A 21,830-nucleotide genomic window follows, 5' to 3' on the forward strand; every position below is an offset into this window, starting at 1 on the left:
ATTGCCGGGGTGTTGCCAGAAAAGCGGGCCATGGGCCCGCGACGTGAGGCAGATGTTACGCCCTTCCCTGGCCTGCTGCCCGGCGCGCCCGATTGATCTTGGAGGGCGCCTGCCGTTCTAGACCGGCGGGAATCCGGCCCGCTCCGCGGGCGTCTCGGCCGGCTGCGCTTCGGTGGCTAGCGCGCTAGGCGGCGGCACTTCGTCGATCCAGGCCTTGAGCAGCGTATGAGTGACCGCCAGGATCACCGGACCGATGAACAGGCCCACGATGCCGAACGCGAACAGCCCGCCCAGCACGCCCACCAGGATCAGCAGCAGCGACAGGTTGACCCCGCGCTTGATGAGCAACGGCCGCAGCAAGTTGTCCAGCATCGCCACCAGCACCGCCCAGACCAGCAGCACCGCGGCCGCCAGCTTCATGTCGTTCTGGAATAGCCAGACCACGCCGCCCAGCATGGGCAGAAAAGGCCCAAGCTGCGCCAGGCACAGCATCACCATCAGCGCGGTGAGGATGCCTGCCGCCGGCACGCCCGCGATCCACAGGCCGATGCCGCCCAGGCCGGACTGCACCACGGCGGTGACGACGATGCCCAGCGCCACGGCGCGTATCGCCTGCCCGGCCAGCTTGACCGCCGCCAGGCCGCGCTGGCCCGCCAGCCGGTTGAAGAAGCGCCGCACGAAGTCGACCGCCACCTCGCCCTTGGTATAGAGGATGCCGGCCACGACCACCGTGATCAGCATGTGCATCATGAAGGCGCCGACGATGGCGGCGTGCCCCAGCAGCCATGTCACGGCGCTGGTCAGGTAGGGTTCCAGCTTGGCCAGCAGGCCGCCGGCGCCGGCGTCGGAAAGCGTCTGCCATTCGTGCGCGATCTTGGGGCCGACCAAGGGAATCCCCTGGACCCAGGCGGGCGGCGCCAGCAGCGCGTAGTCGGGCAGGCTCTTGACCGCCGCCATGATCGTGCCGCTATGCAGCGCCAGCGTCGAGATCACCTCGTACAGCGGCAGCACGATGACGAACAGAAGGATGACCAGCATCGTCAGCGTGCCGATCCAGCGCCGCCCGCCGCAATAGCGCTGTATCGCCAGCATGACCGGCCAGGTGGCCACGACGATGGTGGTGGCCCAGACCAGCCCGGGCAGGAAGGGGCGCAGGATGTAGAGGCTGCCCGCCATGAGGCCGGCCAGGATCACGATGACGAGGATGATGCGGGCGAGATCGACCGTCTGGCGTGGAAGAGGATTCAACCGCTGCTCCTGACAGGGCCCGTGGCCCTGATCTGTGGCGCATCGATGCCGGCGGGGCGTCTGCCGGATGGGTGCATGCGGATGCGCCTGTGGCGAATTTATCCGAAATTCCCGCGGACATATACCGCGGACGCCCGCAAGCCGTGGGAACGCCCCGCCCTAGCCCGGCGCCGCGCCCGCGCCCTGGGCGCGGATCAACGTATAGGCGATGTAGTACTTGTAGATGTTGCTCACGTATTGCACCGTTTCGCGCCCGATGCGTTCGGCCGCCACACGCTCGACGTTGTCGAACCAGACATTCGGGTCCAGTCCCTTGGCGGCGGCTTCCTTGCGCAGCTGGCTGATCCGGCCCGGTCCGGCGTTATAGGCCGCGAAGGCGAACAAGCCCTTGTTCAGATCGGTCATGGGTTCCTTGGCGTAGTACTGGTCGATCATGAAGCGGATGTATTTGACGCCGCCATGGATGTTGTATTCCTCGCGCCGGATATCGCCGACTTTCAGTTCCTTGCCGGTGGCCGGCATGATCTGCATGACGCCGATCGCCCCGACCGAGCTCTTGGCGTCCTGGTCCAGCCTGGACTCCTGGTAGCCCTGCGCCATCATGAGCAGCCAGTCGATGTTGTATTGGTCGCCGTACTTGCGGAAGAAGTCCGCCAGGCGGTGGAATTTCTCGATTTCCTCGGGGTCGGTGGCGGCCTTTACCCACTTTACGGATTTCAGGTACTTGGTCAGCTGCTGATTGCCGAACGACGTGCCGATGCGGTTCTTCTCCATGAAGGGGTTCAGCACCGCCGCGAGCTTGGGGGAGTTCTTGCGGAAGGCGAAAGCGATATCGTTGCCGCTGTCGACCTCCAGGTTTTCATAGACCCGGATCTGCGGGAATATCTGCTTCCAGAAATTGGCCAGATAGCGGTCGGCGACGGTGTACTTCACCAGGTCCGCGCTGGCCATCTCCAGGATGTCATCGGTCTCGAAGGTGCCAGGCGCGTCGCGGATGATGGCAGGCTTGAGCCCGCGGGACTGGAGGTCCGCGTTCAATTGCTTGACGCTGCCGTAGTAGCTGCTGACCGGGCTGATGAAGATCTCCTGCCCGGCCAGATCGTCCAGCGACTTCAGCTCGGGCGCCCCGGGCGAGGCGACTATGAGTTCCCGCACGCCACTCGCCAGGGGCGTGGAGAAGTCCACCAGCTTCTGGCGCTCATCGGTGATCGTCAAATTGGCCGCAATGATGTCGCCCTTGCCCGCCAGCAGGTCGGGAATGAGGCGTTCGCGCGAGGTCGGCAGAAACACCACGTACACGCGGATGTTCTTGGTCTTGAGCTGCTTGTTCAGGTCGTTCTCGAACGCAGTCATCATGTCCGCGATGATGCCGCGCTGGGTGCCGCCCTTGTCCAGGAAGTACAGCGTCTTGTTGTAGGGCACCAGCACCCGGACCTGGCGCCGCTTGACCATGCCGTCGAAATCGCCGGTCCAGGGTTTGACGTTGTAGGCCAGCGCCAGCGGGTCGCCCTTGCCCTTCGCTGGCTGGGCATACCCGGCCGTTGGAGGCAACCATTGCAACAGCGCGCAAAGCATCAAGGCAATCACGCGAAATGACATAGTTCCTCCGGCAGGCCCGGTCGTGCTGCTACGCTTTTCGTACGCCGCGCGGCGAGGCGCTTTGCGCGGCCCGCCGTCTACAACAATAATCCGAATCGAGGCGCTAGGGATGGGAATTATCGGGCGGGGCAAGCGCCGCATCCTGCCGCTGGACTTGCGCCATCAGATGCCGGGTCAATTCGCCCAACTGCGCGTCCTTTCCTTTCAGTTGCGCCAGGTACTCGGACGAGCGCTGCTCGGCGGCCGCGAGCCTGGCTTCGAGCGATTGTTCGCGTTCGCGGGCCGCTGCCAGGGCTGCGTTTGCCGCTGTCTGTTCAGTCTGCTGGCGCATTTGCAGGGCCTGGACGTCGGCGCGCAAGCCCTGCGCGTCCTGCTCTGCCTGCCGGCGCTGGTCTTGCTCCTGCTCCAATCCCTTGCGGGCCTGGGCCGCCTGTTGTTGGCTGGCCGCTTGCGCTTCGTCCAGCCGCGCCTGCAGCCGCTTGACGGCGCCGCGCTCGCCGTCCAGCTCGTTCAGCCAGCGGCGCTCATGGGCGGCGTGACGGGTTTCGGTTGCTGCTAGCGCCTGGGCATGTTGCGCACGGATATTCTCGTTTTCCGCCAGCGCAGCCTGGGTGGCGCTGCGGGCGTCTTCCAATTGCAGCTGGTTCCGCTTGAGCAATTCGTCACGCTGCCGCAGCTGCTGTTCGGCTGCTTGCAGCCGGTCTTCGGCGGCGGCCAATTGGGCAGTGGCTACCCTGAGCGCTTCCTGCAAATCCTGTTCGCGATGCGCAAGCTGGGTTTCGCGTTGTTGTAGCTGTTCGGCGTTGGACGCCAACTGCTCCCCTTCCCGCGCCAGTTCTTCCCAGCGTCCGCGATAAGCCTGTTCCTGTTGTGCGCGGGCCTCGGCCAAGGCGGCTTCCCAGAAGTGGGCCGCCGCCTGGGCCACTGGGTCCGGCACCGCTGCGGGCGCCGCGAACGCGCCCGGGTCCTTGATGCGCGCGCCTAACGAGCGAAACCAGGTTTCCAGGTAAGGACTGACGGTATTGGGCGATCCGCGGCCTATCTTTTGCCGCACTCGCTCGATGGTGGGTCGCGCGCCCTCCAGCAGCAAGGCGTCGGCGGCGGTCCAGACGTCAGTTTCGGTAATTCCGGTGGCCATGCGCTTGCTCCGTGCCCGGTTCAGCATCTGTAGGATATTTACTCACGATAATGGAAACTTATCGCGAGTAATCTCATATTTATGTTAGATATCATACAGCATACATAATAAAATGTATGAAATATGATTTCCTACAGATTTCCGACCCGGGCGGCCCTGCTGTCACGCACTTCGCGCCGCCCATCCAATGAACACGCGCGGTAGGGAGTCCAGCCCTCGCCGAGCGCGGCCGCACCCTATTCGTCCGGGAACGCGAGCTACTGGGGGCGGCGGTGGCGCGTTTTGGCGCCCTACCGCTGCGTGCCGGAGCCGGCGACGAGCGGCGGGACGGAGGCATGGCGCAATGCGATTCCCTGTTGCCGCTTGTGCTTTTTGTCAGACGGATGCGGGCGACTGCAGATGCGCTTCTTTGCCAGCGTCCTGATCCAGCGCTTTGCGTGTTTTCTCGGGATCCAGCACCATCAAGGCGAGGATGCTCACCCCTACCGCCACCGCCCCGCACACCGTGAAGAACTGTCCGAAGCCGGCGAGGACGTCTCCGCCGGTGGCGGAGATCATGTAGCCGATCAAGGCGGGGGCCAGGATCCCGCCAGTGGTAATAATGCCGTTGTAGATCGCCAGCATGGAGGCTCGTTGCGAATCCGGCGACAGGTACGCAACGATTGCGAACCCGAACGCGGGCATGATGTTTATGGCGATCGAGCCGGCGAAGAACAACGCCAAGGTCGCCGGCATGCTTCCGCCTACGTACTGCAGTCCAAGGTATATCGCGCCCCCCACCATGCAGGCAAAGAGTGCAGGCCGGACCATTGCCTTCCTGAACGAGGCGCCTCTCTGCAATGCCCTCTTGCTGCGCGCCGACGCAATCAGATTGGTGAGAATGACCGCCAGGGTCGTCGATATGAGGTAGGCAGACATCTGCGCAGGGCTTAGCCCCACTCCTTTCTGCAGAAAGACGGGCAGCCAACTGACGGCCAGGACGTTCGGTATGTATCCGATGAAACCCATCACCGCAATCATCAGGAACGACCTGCTCAGCAACATCCGGCGGTACGACACCCTTGAGTGTGCTTCGCCCGCCGCCTGCTCGCCAATCGAGCCTTCCCGGCCAAATGGCAGCCAGAGCGCGACCCAAACCACGCTGACCACGCCTAGCAACAGATAGGAGAGCCGCCAGCCTAGGTGCTGGATGGACAACGGCATGACTGCGCTGGCAAGCAATCCGCCCAACAGCATGCTGACCTGTATCAGCGTCGAGACGCCGATACGCTCATTGGCTGGATACCACTTGAAGCCGGCATGCTGAGTGGTGGCGGTTGCAGGCCCCGTTGCGGCTCCCAGCAACACTCGGCTGGCGACGAGCGCGGCGAAGCTGCTGACGAAACTGACGATGAACTGCGCAGCGGCCCACAGCAGCGACATGGCCAGCAAGATCCATTTGGTCTTGACTCTATTGGCGAGGAAGCCAACCGCCACGCCGGCAAAGGAGTAAACGAAGTAGAACGCACTGCCTGCGAATCCAAACTCCACGGGCGTCAAGCCCAAGTCGTGGATGATGGACGGACCGGCAAAGGCAAAAATCAGCTTATCCAGGGTGCAGATGACCGCAACGGCCATCACCATGGTCAGGGTGACGCGTCGATAAGGAGGGTTTTTCATGGCAGTCTCGATCCTTGCCCAGCACTGTTATATCGATTTCCATATTCGAAAAACATTACGAATATGGATAAATTGATTGATGGATTCTTGAAATCGCCATCGCTGAGAAAATTCTCGGTAAAAATCGGCAGCGATTGCCGATCGATCATGTCACCTTTGTTGGGCAGGTCTCGCGACTTTTTTTTGATCAAAAAACTTTTGGTTGTGGCCCAAGTCAGGTGCAAGGGAAAATTCCTCACAAGGGTGCGGTAGCCAGAAGTAGAATCCTCCCGCTTAGGAGCGCCACAGAATGAAGAAATCGGGGATTACGTATCGTTGGATCAGAGAGGCCAGCAGCCGCGCGAAACCCGGATCGACGCAACCCGTGCCCCAGGTTTCATGAAACTAAACCAATTGCGGGCCTTTCTGGCTGTTGTGGAGACACGCAACATCAACCGCGCAGCCGATCGATTACATCTCACTCAATCGGCCGTAAGTAAATCGCTGAGAGAACTGGAAGCAGATCTGGAAGTGCCGCTCCTGGTGCGGACCGCGCAAGGGATGCGGCTGACAGAGGCCGGCGCCGCGATTGCAGACCGGGCGCGCTTGATAAATGCGGAGGTCGCGCGCGCTCGCCAGGATATTGCGGCGCTAAAGGGACGCCTCACTGGCGCATTGACCATCGGCGTCGCGCCAGTGGCTGGCACTGCCGGTGTGGCGAAGGCGATTCTGGAATTCAGGAAACGGAACGCCGATGTCCAGATCACGATTGTCGAAGAGAGGCCAGGCAAACTGCTCACTTTGTTGCGGGATGGGACGCTTGATTTCGCCATATCGACCGAGATGCCTGCGGAGTCTGCCGCCTGCTCGGCGATTCCACTGTCGACGGTAAAGACGATGATTGGGGTCAGGCCCGGCCATCCCGCCCTGAACGCCACCACTCTTGAGGAAATCCTGCGCTATGAGTGGATTACACTCGACCCGATAAGCGACGAGACCTCGCCCTTGGTCAGATGTTTTCAGATGCTGGGCTGCGCATTGCCCGAACGGATTATTCATTGCGCGTCGATCGGACTGTATATAGAGCTGGCAAGGAATTCGGACGCAATCAGCATATGGTCGGCTACGCCATTCAACATGGCCGCATTTCGTCAGGTCCTCTCCCCGCTTGCTCTCACTGATAATCTCCCGGACCGAAACATCTGTTTATTGAGCAGGGATTTTCACCTCCTGAGCCAAGCCGCCAAGGGTCTTATGAAGGAAATAAAGGCTGCTTTTTTCCAGGCCTGACGGCAACGTCATAATGCTTTCCGGGGCAATCTATAATGCATCCGAAAGATCATGCCAAGTACACAATAATAGGCATGAAGGAAGATTGCCCCTACTCATCCGCCCATGACACAGCTGAAATCGCAGGCGCCGCTGCCCGCCTTGGACCCGCTCACCCTGGACGCCCAGGCCGATGCCGCGGCAAGCGTCCTGCTGCGCGAAGGCAGCTCGGCCAACACGCTCGCCAGCTACCGCGCCGCCATCCGCTATTGGAGCGCGTGGTTCGAGCTGCGCTATTCCCGTCCCTTCGCCCTGCCCGTCCCGGAAGCCGCGGTGATTCAGTTCGTGGTCGACCATGCCCAGCGCTCGACCGAGCAAGGGCTCAAATGGGAGTTGCCTTTGGCGCTGGACCAGGAGCTGGTCCGGCTCAAGGCCAAAGGCAGGCTGGGCGCGCCTAGCCTCAACACGCTGTTGCAGCGCATATCGGTGCTGTCGAAGGCGCATGAACTGCACGGCCACCCCAACCCCTGCCGCGCCGCGGCGGTGCGCGAATTGCTTTCCAGGACGCGCCGCGCCTACGCCCGGCGCGGCGTGGCGCCGGCCAAGAAGGTGGCGCTGACGCGCGAGCCGCTGGAAGCCATGCTGGCGACCTGCGACGATTCCCTGCGCGGGGTGCGCGACCGCGCCCTGCTGCTGTTCGCCTGGGCCAGCGGCGGCCGCAGGCGCTCCGAGGTGGTGCGCGCGACGATGGAAAACACGCGGCGCACGGCCGAGGGCTTTCTGTTTGCGCTGGCGCATTCCAAGACCAATCAATCGGGCGCCGCCCACGCCAACGACCAGAAGCCCATCGCCGGCGTGGCGGCCCAGGCGCTCGATGCATGGCTGCGCGCCAGCGGCATCACGCAAGGCCCGCTGTTCCGGCGGGTGCGGCGCGGCGACGTGCTGGGCGAGCCGCTGGCCGCGGCCGCGGTGCGGGACATCGTGCTGGAACGCTGCAAGCTGGCCGGGCTGGAGGGCGACTATTCGGCGCACAGCCTGCGTTCCGGATTCGTGACCGAGGCGGGCCGCCGGAACGTGCCGCTGGGCGACACCATGGCCATGACCGGCCACGCCAGCGTGGCCACCGTGATGGGTTACTTCCGCGCCGGGGCGGCGGCCGAATCACCCGCGGCCCGCTTGCTGGACGAACCGGACGCTCCGCGCGGGTAAAATCGCGCGCACTCGCCGCAATCCGAATTCAGCCTGACACGATCCACATGCGAATCAACCTACGCGGGCTGGTGCTTGCGCTTACCGTATTCAGCGCCCTTGCCGCCACCGCCAACGCCCTGTACGCCAGCTATCGGGTGCAGCGCGAACAACTCATCGCCAACACGCTGGAAGCCAACCGGGTCTACGCCGCCAAGCTGGCCGCAAGCGCCGGCACCTTTCTGGATTCGGCCCTGCGGCAGCTGGAATACAGCGCCCGCTACGTGGCGGCGCGCTTCGATTCGCGGGAATTGCTGGCCGTGGAAGTTGAGCGCCTGCGCGAGCAGACCGACAGCTTCAACTCCGTGGGCATCGTGCGCGCTGACGGCATCATGCTGGCCGCCAGCCAGGGCATCCGCAACTTCGAGGGTTCGCGGGTCGACAATGCCAGCAGCCGCATGGCGCTGCAAACGCGCAAGCCGCTGATCAGCAAGCCCTATGTGTCCATCGCCGGCAATCTGCTGATCAACGTTTCCCATCCGATTCATTCGGAGAGCGGCGCCTACCTGGGTTATGTCTCAGGCACGATCTACCTGCGCGACGAGGGAGCCCTGCACAATCTGTTGGGCAAGCATCCCTACCAGGATGGCTCATATCTGTATGTGGTGGACAGCGATGGGCGGCTGATCTATCACCTCGACAGCAAACGCGTGGGCGAGGATGTGAGCAGCAACCCGGTGGTGGCAGCGGTGATGCGCGGCGAGGACGGCGCGCAGCGCCTGGTCAATACGCACGGCGTGGACATGCTGGCGGGATATGCCCACGTGTCGCGCAGCGGCTGGGGCGTGGTCGCGCAGCGTCCCGCGCAGGCCACGCTGGAACCCTTGAACGACCTCATCTGGGCGCTGATCCGCTACGCGGCGCCCTTCGCCCTGCTGTTCCTGCTGGCGATCTGGTGGTGCGCGCGCAAGATCTCGCAGCCCTTGTCGCAGTTGGCGACCAATGTGGAGCATCACGACATGGCGGTGGCGATGCAACGGGTGCGCTCGGTGCAAGCCTGGTATTTCGAGGCCGAACGCCTGAAGCGCGCAGTGATCAGGAGCTACACCAACCTGCAGGACAAGATCGGCAAGCTCAATCAAGCCAGCATCACCGATCCCCTGACCGGGCTGCGCAACCGCCGCGGTACGCTGCAGGCGGTGGAGACGTTGCAGGCAGCCGAAACGCCCTTTGCCGTGATCGCGCTGGACATCGACCACTTCAAGCGGGTCAACGATACCTACGGCCACACGGCTGGCGACGAAGTGATTCAGGGCATGGCGCAGCTGATGCGCGACTGTTCGCGCCCGACCGACATACTCTGTCGTAGCGGGGGCGAGGAATTCCTGATCCTGCTGCCCGGCGCGGGGGCCAAGGAGGCGGCGGGCATGGCCGAGCGCCTGCGCAGAAGGACGGAGACGCACCGCCTGAAGGGCGCGCTGGAGATCACGGTGTCGGCCGGCGTGGCGCAATGGCCGGCGGGCAGCGCGGATGTCGACACGGTGTTTCAAGCCGCCGATGCCGCGCTGTATGCGGCCAAACAGCAGGGGCGCAACCGCGTGGTGACACACGCGGCCTGACGCCCCTGCCCGCCGGGCGGCAAACTCAGGGGCTGATTTGGCGCCGGGTCAGGCGTCCTTGTCTTCGGCGGAGTCCGCGTCCACGGCAGCGACCTTGATGTCCGCTTCCTTGTTGGTCTCGGGCGCCTTCCAGTCCAGGGGCGGAATCTCGAATTGCCACTTCTTGCCGACGAGTTGATGAGACATGAACGTTCTCCTGTTCAGGGCGCATGGCTTTCCCCCGCACTAAGCGCAATGCATGAGATTCGTGCGTGCCATGGATGCTGTTCCAATGGATGCCATTGGGGCGCGGGGGGCATGCGCGCAGGCAACGCAAACGAAAATGGCGGCCGCAGCCGCCAGCGACTTTTTCGGCGCTTGGTTTTGTTGTGATTTTGCCGAAAGTTGTCGTATTTTAGCATCGTATTGCCTGAAAAAGCAATGCTGCCGCTGGCGGCCGCCCTGCCTAGGCGGCTGCCGGACGTTCGCTTTCGGACGGAAGGCCAGGCCCCGGACGCGTGCGCATGGGCCTCGGCCGCCGCGATATTGACGCAAATCCCCCGGCATCGTGACGCGATTGCCACTGCCCGCCCGCCTGCCGCCTCAATACACTGGCTGCACCCCTTCAAAGGAGACTCATCGTGACCCAAGCTCCCATCGAAGGCGGCTGCGATTGCGGCGCTGTGCGTTACCGCCTCGCCAGTCCGCCCATGTTCGTGCATTGCTGCCATTGCACCTTGTGCCAGCGCCATTCCGGCACCGCCTTCGCCATGAACGCGGTGATCGAATCCAACCGCGTGCGCAGCTTGCAGGGCGAGGTGTGCCGCCATCCCGCGGACCGGACCGCCGATGACGGCGAGACTGTCGTGATCGTGCGTTGCGCAGCCTGCGCAGGATTGTTGTGGAGCCATCATCCGGGCTATGGCGAAACGGTGGCGCTGATATACGCCGGCACGCTGGACCGCGCCGCCGATTTTCCGCCTGGCGCGCATTGCTTTGTGCGTTCCAAGCATCCGTGGGTGGGCATCCCGGACAATGTGCCGGCGGCCGACGAGTTCTATGACATGGACGCCTGCTGGCCCGAGGCAGCCAAGCAGCGCCTGGACGCCGCCTTGGCCGGCAGCCAGCGCAAGCCCTGGGTGCCCAAGGGCTGAACACGCGCCGCGACTCAATTCCTTCTTCTCATCGTTGTAGCCGTCTGCGCATTGCGCAAGGCATTGCCCTGCCCGCGGTTCCCACGCGGCCTAGGGATTTCCCCCGTTTTGGCCGGAAAAAGGCCTGTTTTGCACATTGCCCGTCCACCTGAAAGGTGAACGGAAGTTTGGATTCCTAGACTTCCGCGTTCAATCAAAAGTCAGCTTTTGTTCAGAACGTAGTCAGGCAAAAGCACAACAACGGGAGGACTACAGATGCAATCCAAACGCAGCGCCGCGCGGCGCGAGGCCTGGGCGGCCGGCACGATGATCGTGCTGGGCCTGGGCGCCATCGCGCAGGCATCCACCTACAACATCGGCAGCCTTGCGCGCATGGGGCCGGGCATGTTCCCCGCCATCCTGGGCGTGCTGCTGGTGCTGCTGGGCTTGATGATCGCGCGCATGGCCGCGGCTCCCGCGGCCGTGGAGGAAGAGGCCGAAGACGAGCCGCCGCCAGACTGGCGCGGCTGGGGCTGCATCATCGGCGGACTCATGACCTTCATCCTGTTGGGCAAGTACGGCGGTCTGGTGCCCGCGACCTTTGCGCTGGTCTTCATTTCCGCAATGGGCGACCGTCAGCACACGCCGCGCAGCGCGGCCTTGCTGGCCACGGGCGTGACCGTGCTGGGCGTGGCCGTGTTCTCCTGGGCGCTGCAGTTGCAGTTCCCGCTGTTCCGCTGGGGCTGATCGATGGAAATCCTCAACAACCTGATGCACGGGTTCTCCGTCGCCTTCGCGCTGGACAACCTGATGTGGGCCGCCTTCGGCGTGTTCATGGGCAACCTGATCGGCGTGCTGCCGGGCATGGGCGTGCTGGCCGCGATCTCCATCCTGCTGCCGCTTACCTACACCATGACGCCGACGGCGGCGCTGGTGATGCTGTCGGGCATCTACTACGGTTCGCAGTATGGCGGCGGCATTACCTCCATCATGCTGAACCTGCCCGGCACCGCCTCGCACGCGGTGGCCTGCCTGGACGGCAATCCGCTGGCGCGCAACGGCAAGGCAGGCTCGGCGCTGTTCATGCTGATGTTCTCGTCGTTCTGCGGCGCGTCGGTGGGCATTCTGGCGATGATCCTGTTTTCGCCGATGCTGGTGGACGTGGCCTTCAAGTTCGGTCCCGCCGAGTACTTCTCCATGATGATGCTGGGCCTGCTGGCTGGCGCGACCCTGGCCAAGGGGTCGGCGATCAAGGGCGTGGCGATGGTGGTGGTGGGACTGCTGCTGGGCGTGGTGGGCACCGACGTCAACACGGGCACGATGCGCTTTCACTTCGGCATTCTTGAACTGTCCGATGGCCTGCAGATCGTGGCGCTGGCCATGGGCCTGTTCGGCGTGGCGGACTTCCTGAAGAACATCAACCGCATCGGCGGCGACGCCAAGGTGACCACCGCCAAGATCAGCATGAAGTCGATGCGGCCCGAAGCCGGCGACATCAAGCAATCGCGCGGCGCGCTGGTGCGCGGCACGGCCATCGGCGCGGCTTTCGGCATCCTGCCTGGCACCGGCCCCACCATCGCCTCGTTCATTTCGTATGCGACGGAAAAGAAGGTGGCGCGCGAGCCGCGCCGCTTCGGGCGCGGCGCCATCGAGGGCATCGCGGGGCCGGAAGCGGCGACCAGCGCATCGACGCAGACCAGCTTCATTCCCACCATGAGCCTGGGCATCCCGGGCGACCCGGTGATGGCGCTGATGCTGGGCGCGCTGATCATCCACGGCATCCAGCCGGGACCGCAGATGATGGTGGAGCACGCCGACATGTTCTGGGGGCTGATCGCCAGTTTCTGGGTCGGCAACGTGCTGTTGCTGCTCTTGAACCTGCCATTGATCGGCATGTGGGTGCGGTTGTTGACGGTGCCATTCCGCTATCTGTTCCCGGCGGCGCTGTTCTTCGTCTGCGTCGGTGTCTACAGCACCAACAACAATCTGTTCGACGTGGCCATGGTGACCTTGTTCGGCGCGGCAGGCTATGCGCTGATCCGCCTGCGCTTCGAGCCCGCGCCGCTGTTGCTGGGTTTCGTGCTCGGCCCCATGGTGGAAGAGAACTTCCGCCGCGCCCTGCTGCTGTCGCGCGGCGATCTGGCGATCTTCGTGACGCGGCCCATCAGCCTGGGTTTCGTGGCGGCCTGCGTGGGATTGATCGCTTTGCTGGTGATGTCGGCGGTGCGCCAACGCAAGGGCCGCGAGGCTTTGAAGCAGGCGCAGTCTTCGGTGTAGCCGCGCGAGCCCGCACCTTACGTCGGCCGGCCTCGCGGGGCCGGCCGTTCACGGGCGCTGGAGCCTGTGTAAGGCTCCGCTGGATCAGAACAGGCTAGGCGTCAGGCGTGGCCAGCGGCCCGGCAGTGTGGCCGTCGATATGGCCCAGTGTGCGTCCAGGATCAAGACGGTCGCGCACGCGCTGCTTCAGCTCTTTGGCCGAGGGAAATCCGCCATCGCTCTTGCGGTCCCAGATCAGGTCGCCGTTGTAGGTGACCTGGAAAATCCCGCCGGTGCCGGGCTGCAGCACGACCTCGCCCAGGTCGGTGGAGAACGTCGACAGGAGTTCCTGAGCCATCCAGCCGGCGCGCAGCAGCCACTGGCACTGCGTGCAGTAATGGATGACGATGCGGGGTCGGAGGGCGGGTGCATTCATAGGAAGAAGATTCTACGCCGGTTCATGGATAATATCGGGTTTTCCCGGGTTCGCTACGGACCCCGAGCCTGCCATGAAGTCTGCATTATCCCCTCGCGGCCAACGCTGGCTGATCGGTCTCTTGATGGGACTGGTCACGCTCACGCCGATGGGCATCGATATCTATCTGCCCTCCCTGCCCACCATGGCGCAGGACTATGGCCAGCCCGTCACCGCGCTGCAAGCCAGCATCACTTTGTTCATCTTCGCCGTGGGCGTGGGCCAGATCCTGATCGGCCCGCTGGCCGACCGATATGGCCGCCGGCCCGTGGCGCTGGGCGGTGCGCTGGCCTATCTGCTGGGCTCGGCGCTGGGCGCCTCGGCCAGTTCGCTGGAGGTGTTCTACGTCGCGCGCGTGATCCAGGGGCTGGGCGCCTGCTCGGCCTCGCTGGTGGCCTTCGCGGCGGTGCGCGACTGCTTCAGCCCCGCGGTGGGCGCACGCGTCTACAGCTATCTCAATGGCGCGCTGTGCACCGTGCCCGCGCTGGCGCCCATGGTGGGCGGCGCATTGGCCGTCCACGCGGGTTGGCGCAGCACCTTTGTCTTCATGGTGCTGTTCGCGTTGACGCTGGCGGGTTTTCTGGCGATCCGTTTCGAGGAGACGCGGGCCAAGCCCGCCAAGCCGCAAGGCGCGCTCTACAGCCTGCGCCGCTATGCGCCGATCGCGGCCAGCGGCCGTTTTCTGTATTTCGCGGCGTTCGGCATGGCCGGCATGGCGATGATCCTGGTGTTCGTCTCCGCTGCGCCGGTGGTGCTGGTGCAGCAGCTGGGTTATTCCGAGCTGGGTTTTTCCGCCTGGTTCGGCGGCAACGCGGCGATCAACATTGGGGCCTTCTTCCTCGCGCCCGCCTTCATCTCGCGTTTTGGCCGCCATACCATGGTGCGCGTGGGTATGGCCGCTCTGCTTGCGGCGGCGGCCATGCATCTGGCCGCGTGGCTGTGGCTGCCCTTGTCGGCCTGGGTCTTCATGCTGCCGGTGGCCGTGCTGACCGTGGGCTTTTCATTGGCGCTGGGTTCGGGCCTTAGCCTGGCGCTGGAGCCGTTCGCCGAGCGCGCCGGCACCGCGGCCGCGGTGTATGGCCTTTTCCAGATGAGCGGATCGGCCGTCATCGCCACCGTCCTGCTGGATAGCGGCATGTCGCCGCAATTGGCCATGGCGCTGATCGGCGCCGTCATCGTCGGGCCGCTGTTGTGCCTGTCGCCCGGCATGGCGCGGCGCTTGGCCGCGGGCTGAGGGCCCAGCCCCGCTCCGCCAGGCGCCATATCCCTCTACTATCCAGGAATAGCCCATCCTGGAGACGACATGAATATCGAAGAAGCGGCGCAAGAGCCGGTCCTGGCGCGCCATGCCGAAGGCGGCGTGGTGACGCTGCGGCTGAACCGCCCCGGCCAGTTCAATGCGCTGTCCGAAAGCCTGCTGGCTGCGCTGCAGGCCGAACTTGACGCCCTGTCGCGCGATGCGAGCGTGCGCTGCGTGGTGCTGGAATCCAGCGGCCGCGCGTTCTGTGCAGGCCATGACCTGCGCGAAATGCGTAGCCAGCCCTCGCTGGATTACTACCGCGACCTCTTCAGGAAATGCAGCGCCGTGATGCAAGGCCTGCAGGCCCTGCCCGTGCCGGTGATCGCCAAGGTGCATGGCATTGCCACGGCCGCCGGCTGCCAATTGGTGGCCAGCTGCGACCTGGCCGTGGCTGCGGACACGGCGAAGTTCGCGGTATCCGGCATCAACGTCGGCCTGTTCTGCTCCACGCCCGCGGTCGCCTTGAGCCGCAACGTGTCCGCCAAGCGCGCCTTCGAAATGCTGGTGACGGCGCGCTTCATCGACGCCGGCCAGGCCAGGGACTGGGGCCTGGTCAATGACGCGGTGCCCGAGGCGCAGCTGGACCAGCGCGTGCGCGCGCTGGTGGACGACATCCTTGCCAAGAGCCCCGCCGCAATCCGCTACGGCAAGCGCATGTTCTACCAACAGCGGCAGATGGCGCTGGCGGACGCCTATGACTACGCCGGCGACGTGATGGCGCGCAACATGATGGAAGCCGACGCCTGCGAAGGCATAGACGCCTTCCTGCAGAAGCGCCAGCCGCGCTGGCAGTCCTAGCGCTGTCGGGCGGGGCCGTGCGCGCGGCCCCGCTACGCCAGCGCCCAGCCGCCGGCAGCGGCCGCCAGCACCACCCACACGGGCGACCAACGCGCGTAGACCAGCAGGCCGAACAGCAGCAAGGCCAGGCCAAAGTCGGCGCGGTCGCGGATGGCGCTGGTCCAGACCGGGTCGTAGAGGGCCGACAGCAATATGCCGACGACGCTGGCGTTCACGCCCGCGATCAGATTGCGCACGCCTGGACGCCGCCGCAGGCTTTCCCAGAACGGCAGCGCGGCGGCCACCAGCAAGGCGCCCGGCAGGAAGATGGCGACCAGCAGCATCAGGCCGCCAGCCCAGCCCGACAAGGGGCCGGACGACATTGCGCCCAGAAAGGCGGCGAAGGCGAACAGCGGCCCCGGCATGGCCTGCGCCGCGCCATAGCCCGCCAGGAAATCGGCGTTGGACACCATGCCGCCCGCCACCGCCGCGGAATCCAGCAAGGGCAGCACCACGTGGCCGCCGCCGAACACCAGGGCGCCCGCGCGGTAGAAACCGGATAGCTGCTGCGCCAGCGGCATACCGCTGATCGCGGCCCAGGCTGGCAAGCCCGCCAGCAGCAGCACGAACAGCGCCAAGGCCGTGTACCCGGCACGGCGCGACACCTTCAGCGGCTGCACCGCCAACGCCGGACGCGGCGGCACCTGCAGCGCGGCCATGCCGGCGATGGCGCCCAGCAAAATCGCGCTCAATTGCCCCAGCGTGGTCGGCATCAGGATGGTGATCAGCGCCGCCGCCACCGCCAGTCCGGCCCGCTCGCGGTCAGGACAGAGCGAGCGCCCCATGCCCCAGACCGCCTGCGCGATGATAGCCACCGCCGCGACCTTCAGGCCATGGATGGCGCCCGAGGCGGACAGCCAGCCGAACTGCGCCAGCCCCAGCGCGAAGAGGATCAGGGCGACGGCGGTGGGCAGTGTGAACGCCAGCCAGGCGGCCGCCATGCCGGCCCAGCCGGCGCGTTTCAAGCCTATCGCCATGCCGACCTGGCTGCTGGCCGGCCCCGGCAGGAACTGGCACAGGGCCACCAGGTCGGAATACGCGTAATCGTCCAGCCAGCGCCGGCGCTCCACGAATTCGCTGCGGAAATACGCCAGGTGCGCGACCGGCCCGCCGAAGGACGTCAGCCCCAGGCGCAGGAAAACCAGGAAGACTTCCAGACAGGAGCCCTGGCCAGACTGTTCGCGCGTGGGGGTGGCGGGCTTGCTGGCGACGTGTTCGTCTTGGTGGGGTGGCAGCGGCGGCATGGGATTCGGGCTTCATCGGCAGGCGGGGCATGAGGGTCCGGCCCCCGCCCCATGCTTATAGCCGGGCGGCGTGACGGATTCAACCGCCTGAACGGCCCGGGCCATATGGCCGGTTTACCTCGCCGCCCGGCCGCGCTTCAAACAACTTTACAAATACCGTACAAATATCGGCGGACTGCCCCTGGCGCGGCCCTATAGCATCCCAGGTCGCCATTTCCGGTTCAAATCCCCAATGCTCAAGTTCGCGATTCGCATCTTCGTGGTCGCCGCTATCGGTTACATCGCGGGATCGCAGCTGGTGCAGCGCAGCCTCGAGTATCTGCTGGACCCGCTGAGCGCGGACCTCTCATACCAATCGGTCCGGGGGCAGATACACGCCTTGCGCAAGGAACTGGATGGCCTGGCGCAAGGCGCGCGGGCGGATTACCTGCGCGACGAGATACAGCCGCACTACGGCCTGGGACTGAAGCTGCTCACGGACGCGCAAGCCCAGCCCACGCCAGCGGAACGGCAGCAGCTCGCCAGCGCCGGCTTCATCATGCGCGACGAGTACAACGTCTACGTCGCTCCCCTGCCGGGCGAACCCCGTCAGTGGCTGGAGTTGAGCCTGCCACGCGCGCCGCAAGCCGTTGAAAGATGGATCACGATAGCCGCCTGGGCCGCGCTCAGCCTGATCGTGGGCATCATCCTGCTGCTGCTCTGGGCCCTGCCTTTGTGGCGCGACCTGGACCGGCTGCGCAACGCCACGCTGCGCATGGGCCAGGGTGAACTCGGCGCGCGGGTGCGGCTGTCGCGCCTGGCGGGCATGCGGCACGTGGGCGAAAGCTTCAACCAAATGGCCGAACGCATTTCGGCGCTGATCGAAAACCAGCGCAGCCTGACCAATGCCGTCTCGCACGAATTGCGCACGCCGCTGGCGCGCCTGTCCTTCGAGGTCGCGCTGCTGGGCCACGACCAGCACCTGCCCCGGCGGCACCAGATATTGCGCGACATGCAGGCCGACATCTGCGAACTGGAAACGCTGGTGGCCGAACTGCTGGTCTACGCGCGCCTGGAGCGCCCCGCCGACGACACCGTCAGGCTGGAAACGGTGGACACCTGCGACTGGCTGGGCGAAGCCCTGGCCCAGGTCGCGCACCAGGCCGAGGCGCGCGCCATCCAGTGCCATGTGCACCGCGACTACCCGCCGCGCGTGCGGCTGCATCCGCGCTACATGAGCCGGGCCTTGCTGAATCTGGTGCAGAACGCGGTGCGCTACGCCAGCCGGCATGTGGAGATCAGGCTCAGCCAGTGCCCTGCGGGCGGCTTCGAGCTGATCGTGGACGACGACGGCGGCGGCATCGCCCCGGCCGACCGCGCGCGCGTGTTCGAACCCTTCATCCGGCTGGACGAAAGCCGCGACCGCGGCACTGGCGGCGCGGGCTTGGGCCTGGCCATCGTCTGGCGCGTGGCCGCGAACCACGGCGGCGGCATCGAGATACACGACAGCCCCCTGGGCGGCGCCCGCTTCGTGCTGCGCTGGCCGGCCTGAGCGTTGCCGCTGCGCAGCCGCGCTCATGGCACAGATGAAAACTCCATTTATGGCACTTCTGCCCTGGGCCAAGCTGCGTCATCCTGTCGGCACGAGATTCCGCTCGGCTACACGCATCGAAAAGGCAGCAACATGACGCAGCGTTTGAATTACTTCCAGGTATCCGAAGAACAATCCAGGAAGTACCTGGAATTCAGCATGTCGCTGAAAAAGACCCCCATCGTCCGGGAGGTCGGCGAACTGGTGGATATCCGCGCTTCGCAGATCAACGGCTGCGGCTTTTGCCTGGACATGCACATCAAGCAGGCCAGGATCGCGGGCGAACGCGAGCTGCGCTTGCATCACGTCGCCATCTGGCGCGAATCCACGCTGTTCTCGCCGCGCGAGCGCGCGGCGCTGGCCTGGACCGAGGCCGTCACCACCCTGTCCGCGCAGGGCGTGTCGGACGCCGTCTATGAAGAGGCGCGCGCGCAGTTGTCGGAGCAGGAAATTTCCGACCTGACGCTGCTGGTGGTCGGCATCAACGGCTGGAACCGGCTGAACGTGGCTTTCCGCACCGTGCCGGGCTCGGCCGATGCGGCTTACGGCCTGGACAAGGCCGGCCTGAACTAGGACTGCATCAGCTTCAGGATCCGCAGGCCCAGTTCATGGGCCTGGGCCTGCGTGGCGATATTAGTGAAGCTGAGCAGCAGCGCCGATTGCCGCTGCGGGGCGGCGTACCAGCGCGACAGCGCACCCGCGTACATGCCCTGCTCCTCCATCCGTCCGGCCAGTGCCACGTCGTTCTGGCCATCATCCAGGCGCGCCACCAGATGCATGCCGCCCGGCTGGGGTTCTATCCGCAGACGTTGCCCCAGCGCCGCGCTCAGGCCCGCCACGGTCGCGGCGCGGCGTTCCGCGTACAGCTTGCGCATGCGCTGGATGTGGCGGCCGAAATGCCCCTCGGCCATGAAGGCGCTCAGGATGGCCTGCGTCAGGCCCGGCGCCGCGCCCGCTTGCAGCCGCGCCGACTGCGCGAAGCGTCCGGCCAACGGCTCTGGCACCACCAGATAGGCCAGCCGCAAGCCGGGAAACAGCACCTTGCTGAAGGTACCGGCATACAGCACCCGGCCCTGCGTATCCAGGCTCTTGAGCGCCGGCAGCGGCCGGCCGACGTAGCGGTACTCGCCGTCGTAATCGTCTTCCACGATCCAGGCCCCGCGACGCTCGGCCCAGTCCAGCAGCGCCTGGCGCCGCGGCAATGACAGCGACATGCTCAAGGGGCTTTGATGGGCCGGCGTCACCACCGCGCCGCGCGCCTGCCCCGCCCGCTCGATGCCGGCGCCGACCATGATCCCATCTTGATCCACCGGCACGGGCGCCGGTTCCAGCCGGGCCTGCTCCAGCAGCGCCCGCGTCGGCGGATAGCCCGGATCTTCCATCCAGACCTGGTCGCCGGGCTCGAACAGCGTCTGCAGGATCAGCGCCATCGTGCTGTTGTAGCCCGAGGTGATGAACACCTGCGAAGGCTGGCAATGGATGCCGCGCGCCACTTGCAGATAGGCGGCTGTCACGCTGCGCAGCGCCGGCAGCCCGCCGCTGGGCGGATAGGCCAGATCCCCGGCCTGCAGGCCGCGCAGCTGGCGGGCGCCCAGCCTGGCCCAGAGCTTGCGCGGAAATTCGTCCAGCGCCGGCAAGCCCAGCTGGAACGGCCGCAGGCCCGATGGCTCGCGCCAGCCTGGGCCGTCTCCGGGCGCCTCCGGCGGGACGGCCGCGGCGGGCGGCGGCGCATGCTGCGGCTGCACGTCGGGCGCCACCACCGTGCCGGCCTGGCCGCGCGCCTGGATGTAGCCTTCCGATGCCAACAGCGAATACGCCACTTCCACCGTGCCGCGCGCCACGCCCAGCTCCTTGGCCAGCGCCCGCGCCGACGGAATGCGGTCGCCTGGCTTGAGCGTGCCTTGGGCGATGGCGCCGCGAAAGCGCTCATAGACCTGGCGGTACAGGGGCTCGGCGTCGCCTGATGATGCTGGCAGCGCCTGGGGTTGAGGGTTGATCATGGCATAGTTAAAAATGGATTTTATGGCCCTTCTAATTATGGCATGCGGCACCTAACATGGCTGCTCATGAACTCTCACACCGCTAGTGCATCCATGACAGAAGTCGCCATGCAACACCTCGAAAGCCCGCAGGATCTGCGGGCATGCCTGCCGCTCATGCGCGAGCTCAGGCCTCACCTGAAGGAAGACGCCGATTTCGTCGAGCGCGTCAGCCGCATGCGCGCGGATGGCTATCGTCTGCTGGCAGCCATGGCCGACGGCCAGCCCGTTGCGCTGGCCGGCTACCGCCTGCAGGAAAACCTGATCTACGGCCGCTTTCTGTACGTCGACGACCTGGTCGTGGCGCAAGGCCGCCGCGGCGAGCGCTGGGGCGCCCGGTTGCTGCAAGCGCTGGACGCTGTCGCGCGCGACAGCGGCTGCGCCCGCCTGGTGCTGGACACCGGCCTGGGCAACGCCCTGGCCCAGCGCTTCTATTTCCGCGCCGGTCTGCTGACCAGCGCCATCCGATTCAGCAAATCCCTGGAAACTCCCGCCTCATGAACATCCTGCGCATCATCTGCAGCCCGCGCGGCCGCGCCTCCGAAAGCTATCGCCTGTCGCAAACCATCGTCGACCAGCTCACCGCCGCCGCGCCGGACGCGGCCGTGGTCGACGTGGACGCAACCGCCCTGCCCCTGGTCGACACCGACTACGCCCTCACGCTGAGCGCGCGCCAGGATCCCGACGACGGCCGGCAGCACCGCGGCGCGCTGGGCCGCTCATCCGCATTGATCCAGTCCTTGCAGGATGCCACCCATGTCGTCATCGCGACGCCCATGCACAACTTCACCGTGTCGGCCTCGCTGAAGACCTGGATCGATCACGTGGTGCGGGTGCGCAGCACGTTCCAGATCTCGGAACGTGGCAAGGAAGGCAGCCTGCCGGACCGTCCGGTCTACGTGGCGATTTCGTCCGGCGGCGAGTTCGGCTGCGGCGAGCACAGCCAGCCGGACTTCCTCACGCCGTATCTCAGGCACGTGCTAGGCACGATAGGCCTGAAGAGCGTGACGTTCTTCTCGGTGCAAGGCACGGCGCGCGGCACGGATGCGCTGCACGAGGCGCGCGCGCAGGCGCAGTCCGAGATCGCCGCGCATCCGTTCGCAACTGGTCCGCATGCGGAACTTGCCGCGGCTTGAGTCCGACACTGCCTGGTGCCGTCGCATCATGGCGCGCGCACCAAGCCGGCTCATGCTTAGGGATAACGCCGGCGCCGGCCCGGCGTCCGCAAGAAGAACTAGGCAATCGGGCTGCGTTGACACCCCCAAACAGCCGGCACTACGCTCTTTGCAAAACCCTCT

Annotated in this window: 20 protein-coding genes; 12 read left to right on the plus strand and 8 right to left on the minus strand. The window is 65.5% G+C overall.

The annotated features are described in order from the left end of the window. Window positions 1-117 precede the first annotated feature (117 nt). From ydiK to AXYL_RS15890, 4 genes are all read right to left on the minus strand, one after another. The gene (gene ydiK, locus AXYL_RS15875) at window positions 118-1,248 is read right to left on the minus strand and encodes an AI-2E family transporter YdiK (RefSeq protein WP_013393830.1); all 1,131 of its coding nucleotides are present in this window, start codon (window positions 1,246-1,248) and stop codon (window positions 118-120) included. A 159-nt stretch (window positions 1,249-1,407) separates the two neighbouring features. Continuing rightward, window positions 1,408-2,847, minus strand: a complete 1,440-nt coding sequence (locus tag AXYL_RS15880) for a transglycosylase SLT domain-containing protein (protein ID WP_013393831.1) — start codon at window positions 2,845-2,847, stop codon at window positions 1,408-1,410. A gap of 103 nt (window positions 2,848-2,950) precedes the next feature. Beyond that, entirely contained in the window at window positions 2,951-3,985 is a 1,035-nt protein-coding gene (locus AXYL_RS15885) for a DNA-binding protein (RefSeq protein WP_013393832.1), read from the minus strand. A gap of 375 nt (window positions 3,986-4,360) precedes the next feature. Beyond that, the gene (locus AXYL_RS15890) at window positions 4,361-5,644 is read right to left on the minus strand and encodes an MFS transporter (protein ID WP_013393833.1); all 1,284 of its coding nucleotides are present in this window, start codon (window positions 5,642-5,644) and stop codon (window positions 4,361-4,363) included. 378 nt (window positions 5,645-6,022) lie between these two features. Here AXYL_RS15890 and AXYL_RS15895 point away from each other — a divergent pair, with 378 nt between their 5' ends. From AXYL_RS15895 to AXYL_RS15905, 3 genes are all read left to right on the plus strand, one after another. Then, a complete protein-coding gene (locus AXYL_RS15895) occupies window positions 6,023-6,913 on the plus strand; it encodes a LysR family transcriptional regulator (protein ID WP_013393834.1) in 891 nt (296 codons plus the stop codon). A gap of 105 nt (window positions 6,914-7,018) precedes the next feature. Continuing rightward, window positions 7,019-8,101: a tyrosine-type recombinase/integrase gene (locus AXYL_RS15900; RefSeq protein ID WP_013393835.1), complete on the plus strand. Its 1,083-nt coding sequence runs from the start codon at window positions 7,019-7,021 to the stop codon at window positions 8,099-8,101. A gap of 47 nt (window positions 8,102-8,148) precedes the next feature. Next, window positions 8,149-9,699: a sensor domain-containing diguanylate cyclase gene (locus AXYL_RS15905; RefSeq protein ID WP_013393836.1), complete on the plus strand. Its 1,551-nt coding sequence runs from the start codon at window positions 8,149-8,151 to the stop codon at window positions 9,697-9,699. Window positions 9,700-9,747: 48 nt separating this feature from the next. On the opposite strand, the gene AXYL_RS35180 is transcribed toward AXYL_RS15905, so the two are convergent. Next, window positions 9,748-9,885 (minus strand): hypothetical protein, encoded by a 138-nt coding sequence (locus tag AXYL_RS35180; RefSeq protein ID WP_013393837.1) that lies wholly within the window; start codon window positions 9,883-9,885, stop codon window positions 9,748-9,750. Between the two features lie 434 nt (window positions 9,886-10,319). Here AXYL_RS35180 and AXYL_RS15915 point away from each other — a divergent pair, with 434 nt between their 5' ends. The 3 genes from AXYL_RS15915 to AXYL_RS15925 all read left to right on the plus strand — a co-directional run bounded on the left by AXYL_RS15915 (window position 10,320) and on the right by AXYL_RS15925 (window position 13,088). Continuing rightward, window positions 10,320-10,832, plus strand: a complete 513-nt coding sequence (locus AXYL_RS15915) for a GFA family protein (protein ID WP_013393838.1) — start codon at window positions 10,320-10,322, stop codon at window positions 10,830-10,832. A gap of 255 nt (window positions 10,833-11,087) precedes the next feature. Then, window positions 11,088-11,558, plus strand: coding sequence for a tripartite tricarboxylate transporter TctB family protein (locus AXYL_RS15920; protein ID WP_013393839.1), 471 nt, complete (start codon window positions 11,088-11,090; stop codon window positions 11,556-11,558). Between the two features lie 3 nt (window positions 11,559-11,561). After that, a complete protein-coding gene (locus AXYL_RS15925) occupies window positions 11,562-13,088 on the plus strand; it encodes a tripartite tricarboxylate transporter permease (RefSeq protein ID WP_013393840.1) in 1,527 nt (508 codons plus the stop codon). Between the two features lie 94 nt (window positions 13,089-13,182). Here AXYL_RS15925 and AXYL_RS15930 read toward each other — a convergent pair whose 3' ends face one another. After that, window positions 13,183-13,503 (minus strand): SelT/SelW/SelH family protein, encoded by a 321-nt coding sequence (locus AXYL_RS15930; protein WP_013393841.1) that lies wholly within the window; start codon window positions 13,501-13,503, stop codon window positions 13,183-13,185. 73 nt (window positions 13,504-13,576) lie between these two features. Here AXYL_RS15930 and AXYL_RS15935 point away from each other — a divergent pair, with 73 nt between their 5' ends. Both AXYL_RS15935 and AXYL_RS15940 read left to right on the plus strand, forming a co-directional pair. Further along, a complete protein-coding gene (locus AXYL_RS15935; RefSeq protein ID WP_013393842.1) occupies window positions 13,577-14,776 on the plus strand; it encodes a multidrug effflux MFS transporter in 1,200 nt (399 codons plus the stop codon). Between the two features lie 69 nt (window positions 14,777-14,845). Further along, window positions 14,846-15,640: an enoyl-CoA hydratase gene (locus tag AXYL_RS15940; protein ID WP_013393843.1), complete on the plus strand. Its 795-nt coding sequence runs from the start codon at window positions 14,846-14,848 to the stop codon at window positions 15,638-15,640. A gap of 32 nt (window positions 15,641-15,672) precedes the next feature. Here AXYL_RS15940 and chrA read toward each other — a convergent pair whose 3' ends face one another. Then, on the minus strand, window positions 15,673-16,923 hold the full coding sequence (gene chrA / locus AXYL_RS15945; protein WP_013393844.1) for a chromate efflux transporter: 1,251 nt from the start codon (window positions 16,921-16,923) through the stop codon (window positions 15,673-15,675). A 232-nt stretch (window positions 16,924-17,155) separates the two neighbouring features. Here chrA and AXYL_RS15950 point away from each other — a divergent pair, with 232 nt between their 5' ends. Next, the gene (locus tag AXYL_RS15950; RefSeq protein WP_013393845.1) at window positions 17,156-18,454 is read left to right on the plus strand and encodes an ATP-binding protein; all 1,299 of its coding nucleotides are present in this window, start codon (window positions 17,156-17,158) and stop codon (window positions 18,452-18,454) included. A gap of 132 nt (window positions 18,455-18,586) precedes the next feature. Then, the gene (locus tag AXYL_RS15955; RefSeq protein ID WP_013393846.1) at window positions 18,587-19,066 is read left to right on the plus strand and encodes a carboxymuconolactone decarboxylase family protein; all 480 of its coding nucleotides are present in this window, start codon (window positions 18,587-18,589) and stop codon (window positions 19,064-19,066) included. Here AXYL_RS15955 and AXYL_RS15960 read toward each other — a convergent pair. Then, window positions 19,063-20,493: a PLP-dependent aminotransferase family protein gene (locus AXYL_RS15960; RefSeq protein WP_013393847.1), complete on the minus strand. Its 1,431-nt coding sequence runs from the start codon at window positions 20,491-20,493 to the stop codon at window positions 19,063-19,065. The two genes, AXYL_RS15955 and AXYL_RS15960, sit on opposite strands and share 4 nt — an antisense overlap. A gap of 108 nt (window positions 20,494-20,601) precedes the next feature. On the opposite strand from AXYL_RS15960, the gene AXYL_RS15965 reads away from it, so the two are divergent. Together AXYL_RS15965 and AXYL_RS15970 are read left to right on the plus strand one after the other, a co-directional pair. Next, the gene (locus AXYL_RS15965) at window positions 20,602-21,033 is read left to right on the plus strand and encodes a GNAT family N-acetyltransferase (RefSeq protein ID WP_013393848.1); all 432 of its coding nucleotides are present in this window, start codon (window positions 20,602-20,604) and stop codon (window positions 21,031-21,033) included. Next, window positions 21,030-21,668 (plus strand): FMN-dependent NADH-azoreductase, encoded by a 639-nt coding sequence (locus AXYL_RS15970; protein ID WP_013393849.1) that lies wholly within the window; start codon window positions 21,030-21,032, stop codon window positions 21,666-21,668. Before AXYL_RS15965 ends, AXYL_RS15970 begins: the two co-directional genes overlap by 4 nt. The last annotated feature ends 162 nt before the right edge of the window (window positions 21,669-21,830 follow it).

Source organism: Achromobacter xylosoxidans A8 (genome assembly GCF_000165835.1).
Taxonomy (GTDB): domain Bacteria; phylum Pseudomonadota; class Gammaproteobacteria; order Burkholderiales; family Burkholderiaceae_B; genus Achromobacter; species Achromobacter xylosoxidans_B.

Bases quoted from the DNA above. Each gene is read 5' to 3' on its own strand.
- AXYL_RS15880 (WP_013393831.1), bottom strand. From the start codon at position 2,847: ATGTCATTTCGCGTGATTGCCTTGATGCTTTGCGCGCTGTTGCAATGG.
- AXYL_RS15885 (WP_013393832.1), bottom strand. From the start codon at position 3,985: ATGGCCACCGGAATTACCGAAACTGACGTCTGGACCGCCGCCGACGCC.
- AXYL_RS15890 (WP_013393833.1), bottom strand. From the start codon at position 5,644: ATGAAAAACCCTCCTTATCGACGCGTCACCCTGACCATGGTGATGGCC.
- AXYL_RS15895 (WP_013393834.1), top strand. From the start codon at position 6,023: ATGAAACTAAACCAATTGCGGGCCTTTCTGGCTGTTGTGGAGACACGC.
- AXYL_RS15900 (WP_013393835.1), top strand. From the start codon at position 7,019: ATGACACAGCTGAAATCGCAGGCGCCGCTGCCCGCCTTGGACCCGCTC.
- AXYL_RS15905 (WP_013393836.1), top strand. From the start codon at position 8,149: ATGCGAATCAACCTACGCGGGCTGGTGCTTGCGCTTACCGTATTCAGC.
- AXYL_RS35180 (WP_013393837.1), bottom strand. From the start codon at position 9,885: ATGTCTCATCAACTCGTCGGCAAGAAGTGGCAATTCGAGATTCCGCCC.
- AXYL_RS15920 (WP_013393839.1), top strand. From the start codon at position 11,088: ATGCAATCCAAACGCAGCGCCGCGCGGCGCGAGGCCTGGGCGGCCGGC.
- AXYL_RS15925 (WP_013393840.1), top strand. From the start codon at position 11,562: ATGGAAATCCTCAACAACCTGATGCACGGGTTCTCCGTCGCCTTCGCG.
- AXYL_RS15930 (WP_013393841.1), bottom strand. From the start codon at position 13,503: ATGAATGCACCCGCCCTCCGACCCCGCATCGTCATCCATTACTGCACG.
- AXYL_RS15935 (WP_013393842.1), top strand. From the start codon at position 13,577: ATGAAGTCTGCATTATCCCCTCGCGGCCAACGCTGGCTGATCGGTCTC.
- AXYL_RS15940 (WP_013393843.1), top strand. From the start codon at position 14,846: ATGAATATCGAAGAAGCGGCGCAAGAGCCGGTCCTGGCGCGCCATGCC.
- chrA (WP_013393844.1), bottom strand. From the start codon at position 16,923: ATGCCGCCGCTGCCACCCCACCAAGACGAACACGTCGCCAGCAAGCCC.
- AXYL_RS15950 (WP_013393845.1), top strand. From the start codon at position 17,156: ATGCTCAAGTTCGCGATTCGCATCTTCGTGGTCGCCGCTATCGGTTAC.
- AXYL_RS15955 (WP_013393846.1), top strand. From the start codon at position 18,587: ATGACGCAGCGTTTGAATTACTTCCAGGTATCCGAAGAACAATCCAGG.
- AXYL_RS15960 (WP_013393847.1), bottom strand. From the start codon at position 20,493: ATGATCAACCCTCAACCCCAGGCGCTGCCAGCATCATCAGGCGACGCC.
- AXYL_RS15965 (WP_013393848.1), top strand. From the start codon at position 20,602: ATGCAACACCTCGAAAGCCCGCAGGATCTGCGGGCATGCCTGCCGCTC.
- AXYL_RS15970 (WP_013393849.1), top strand. From the start codon at position 21,030: ATGAACATCCTGCGCATCATCTGCAGCCCGCGCGGCCGCGCCTCCGAA.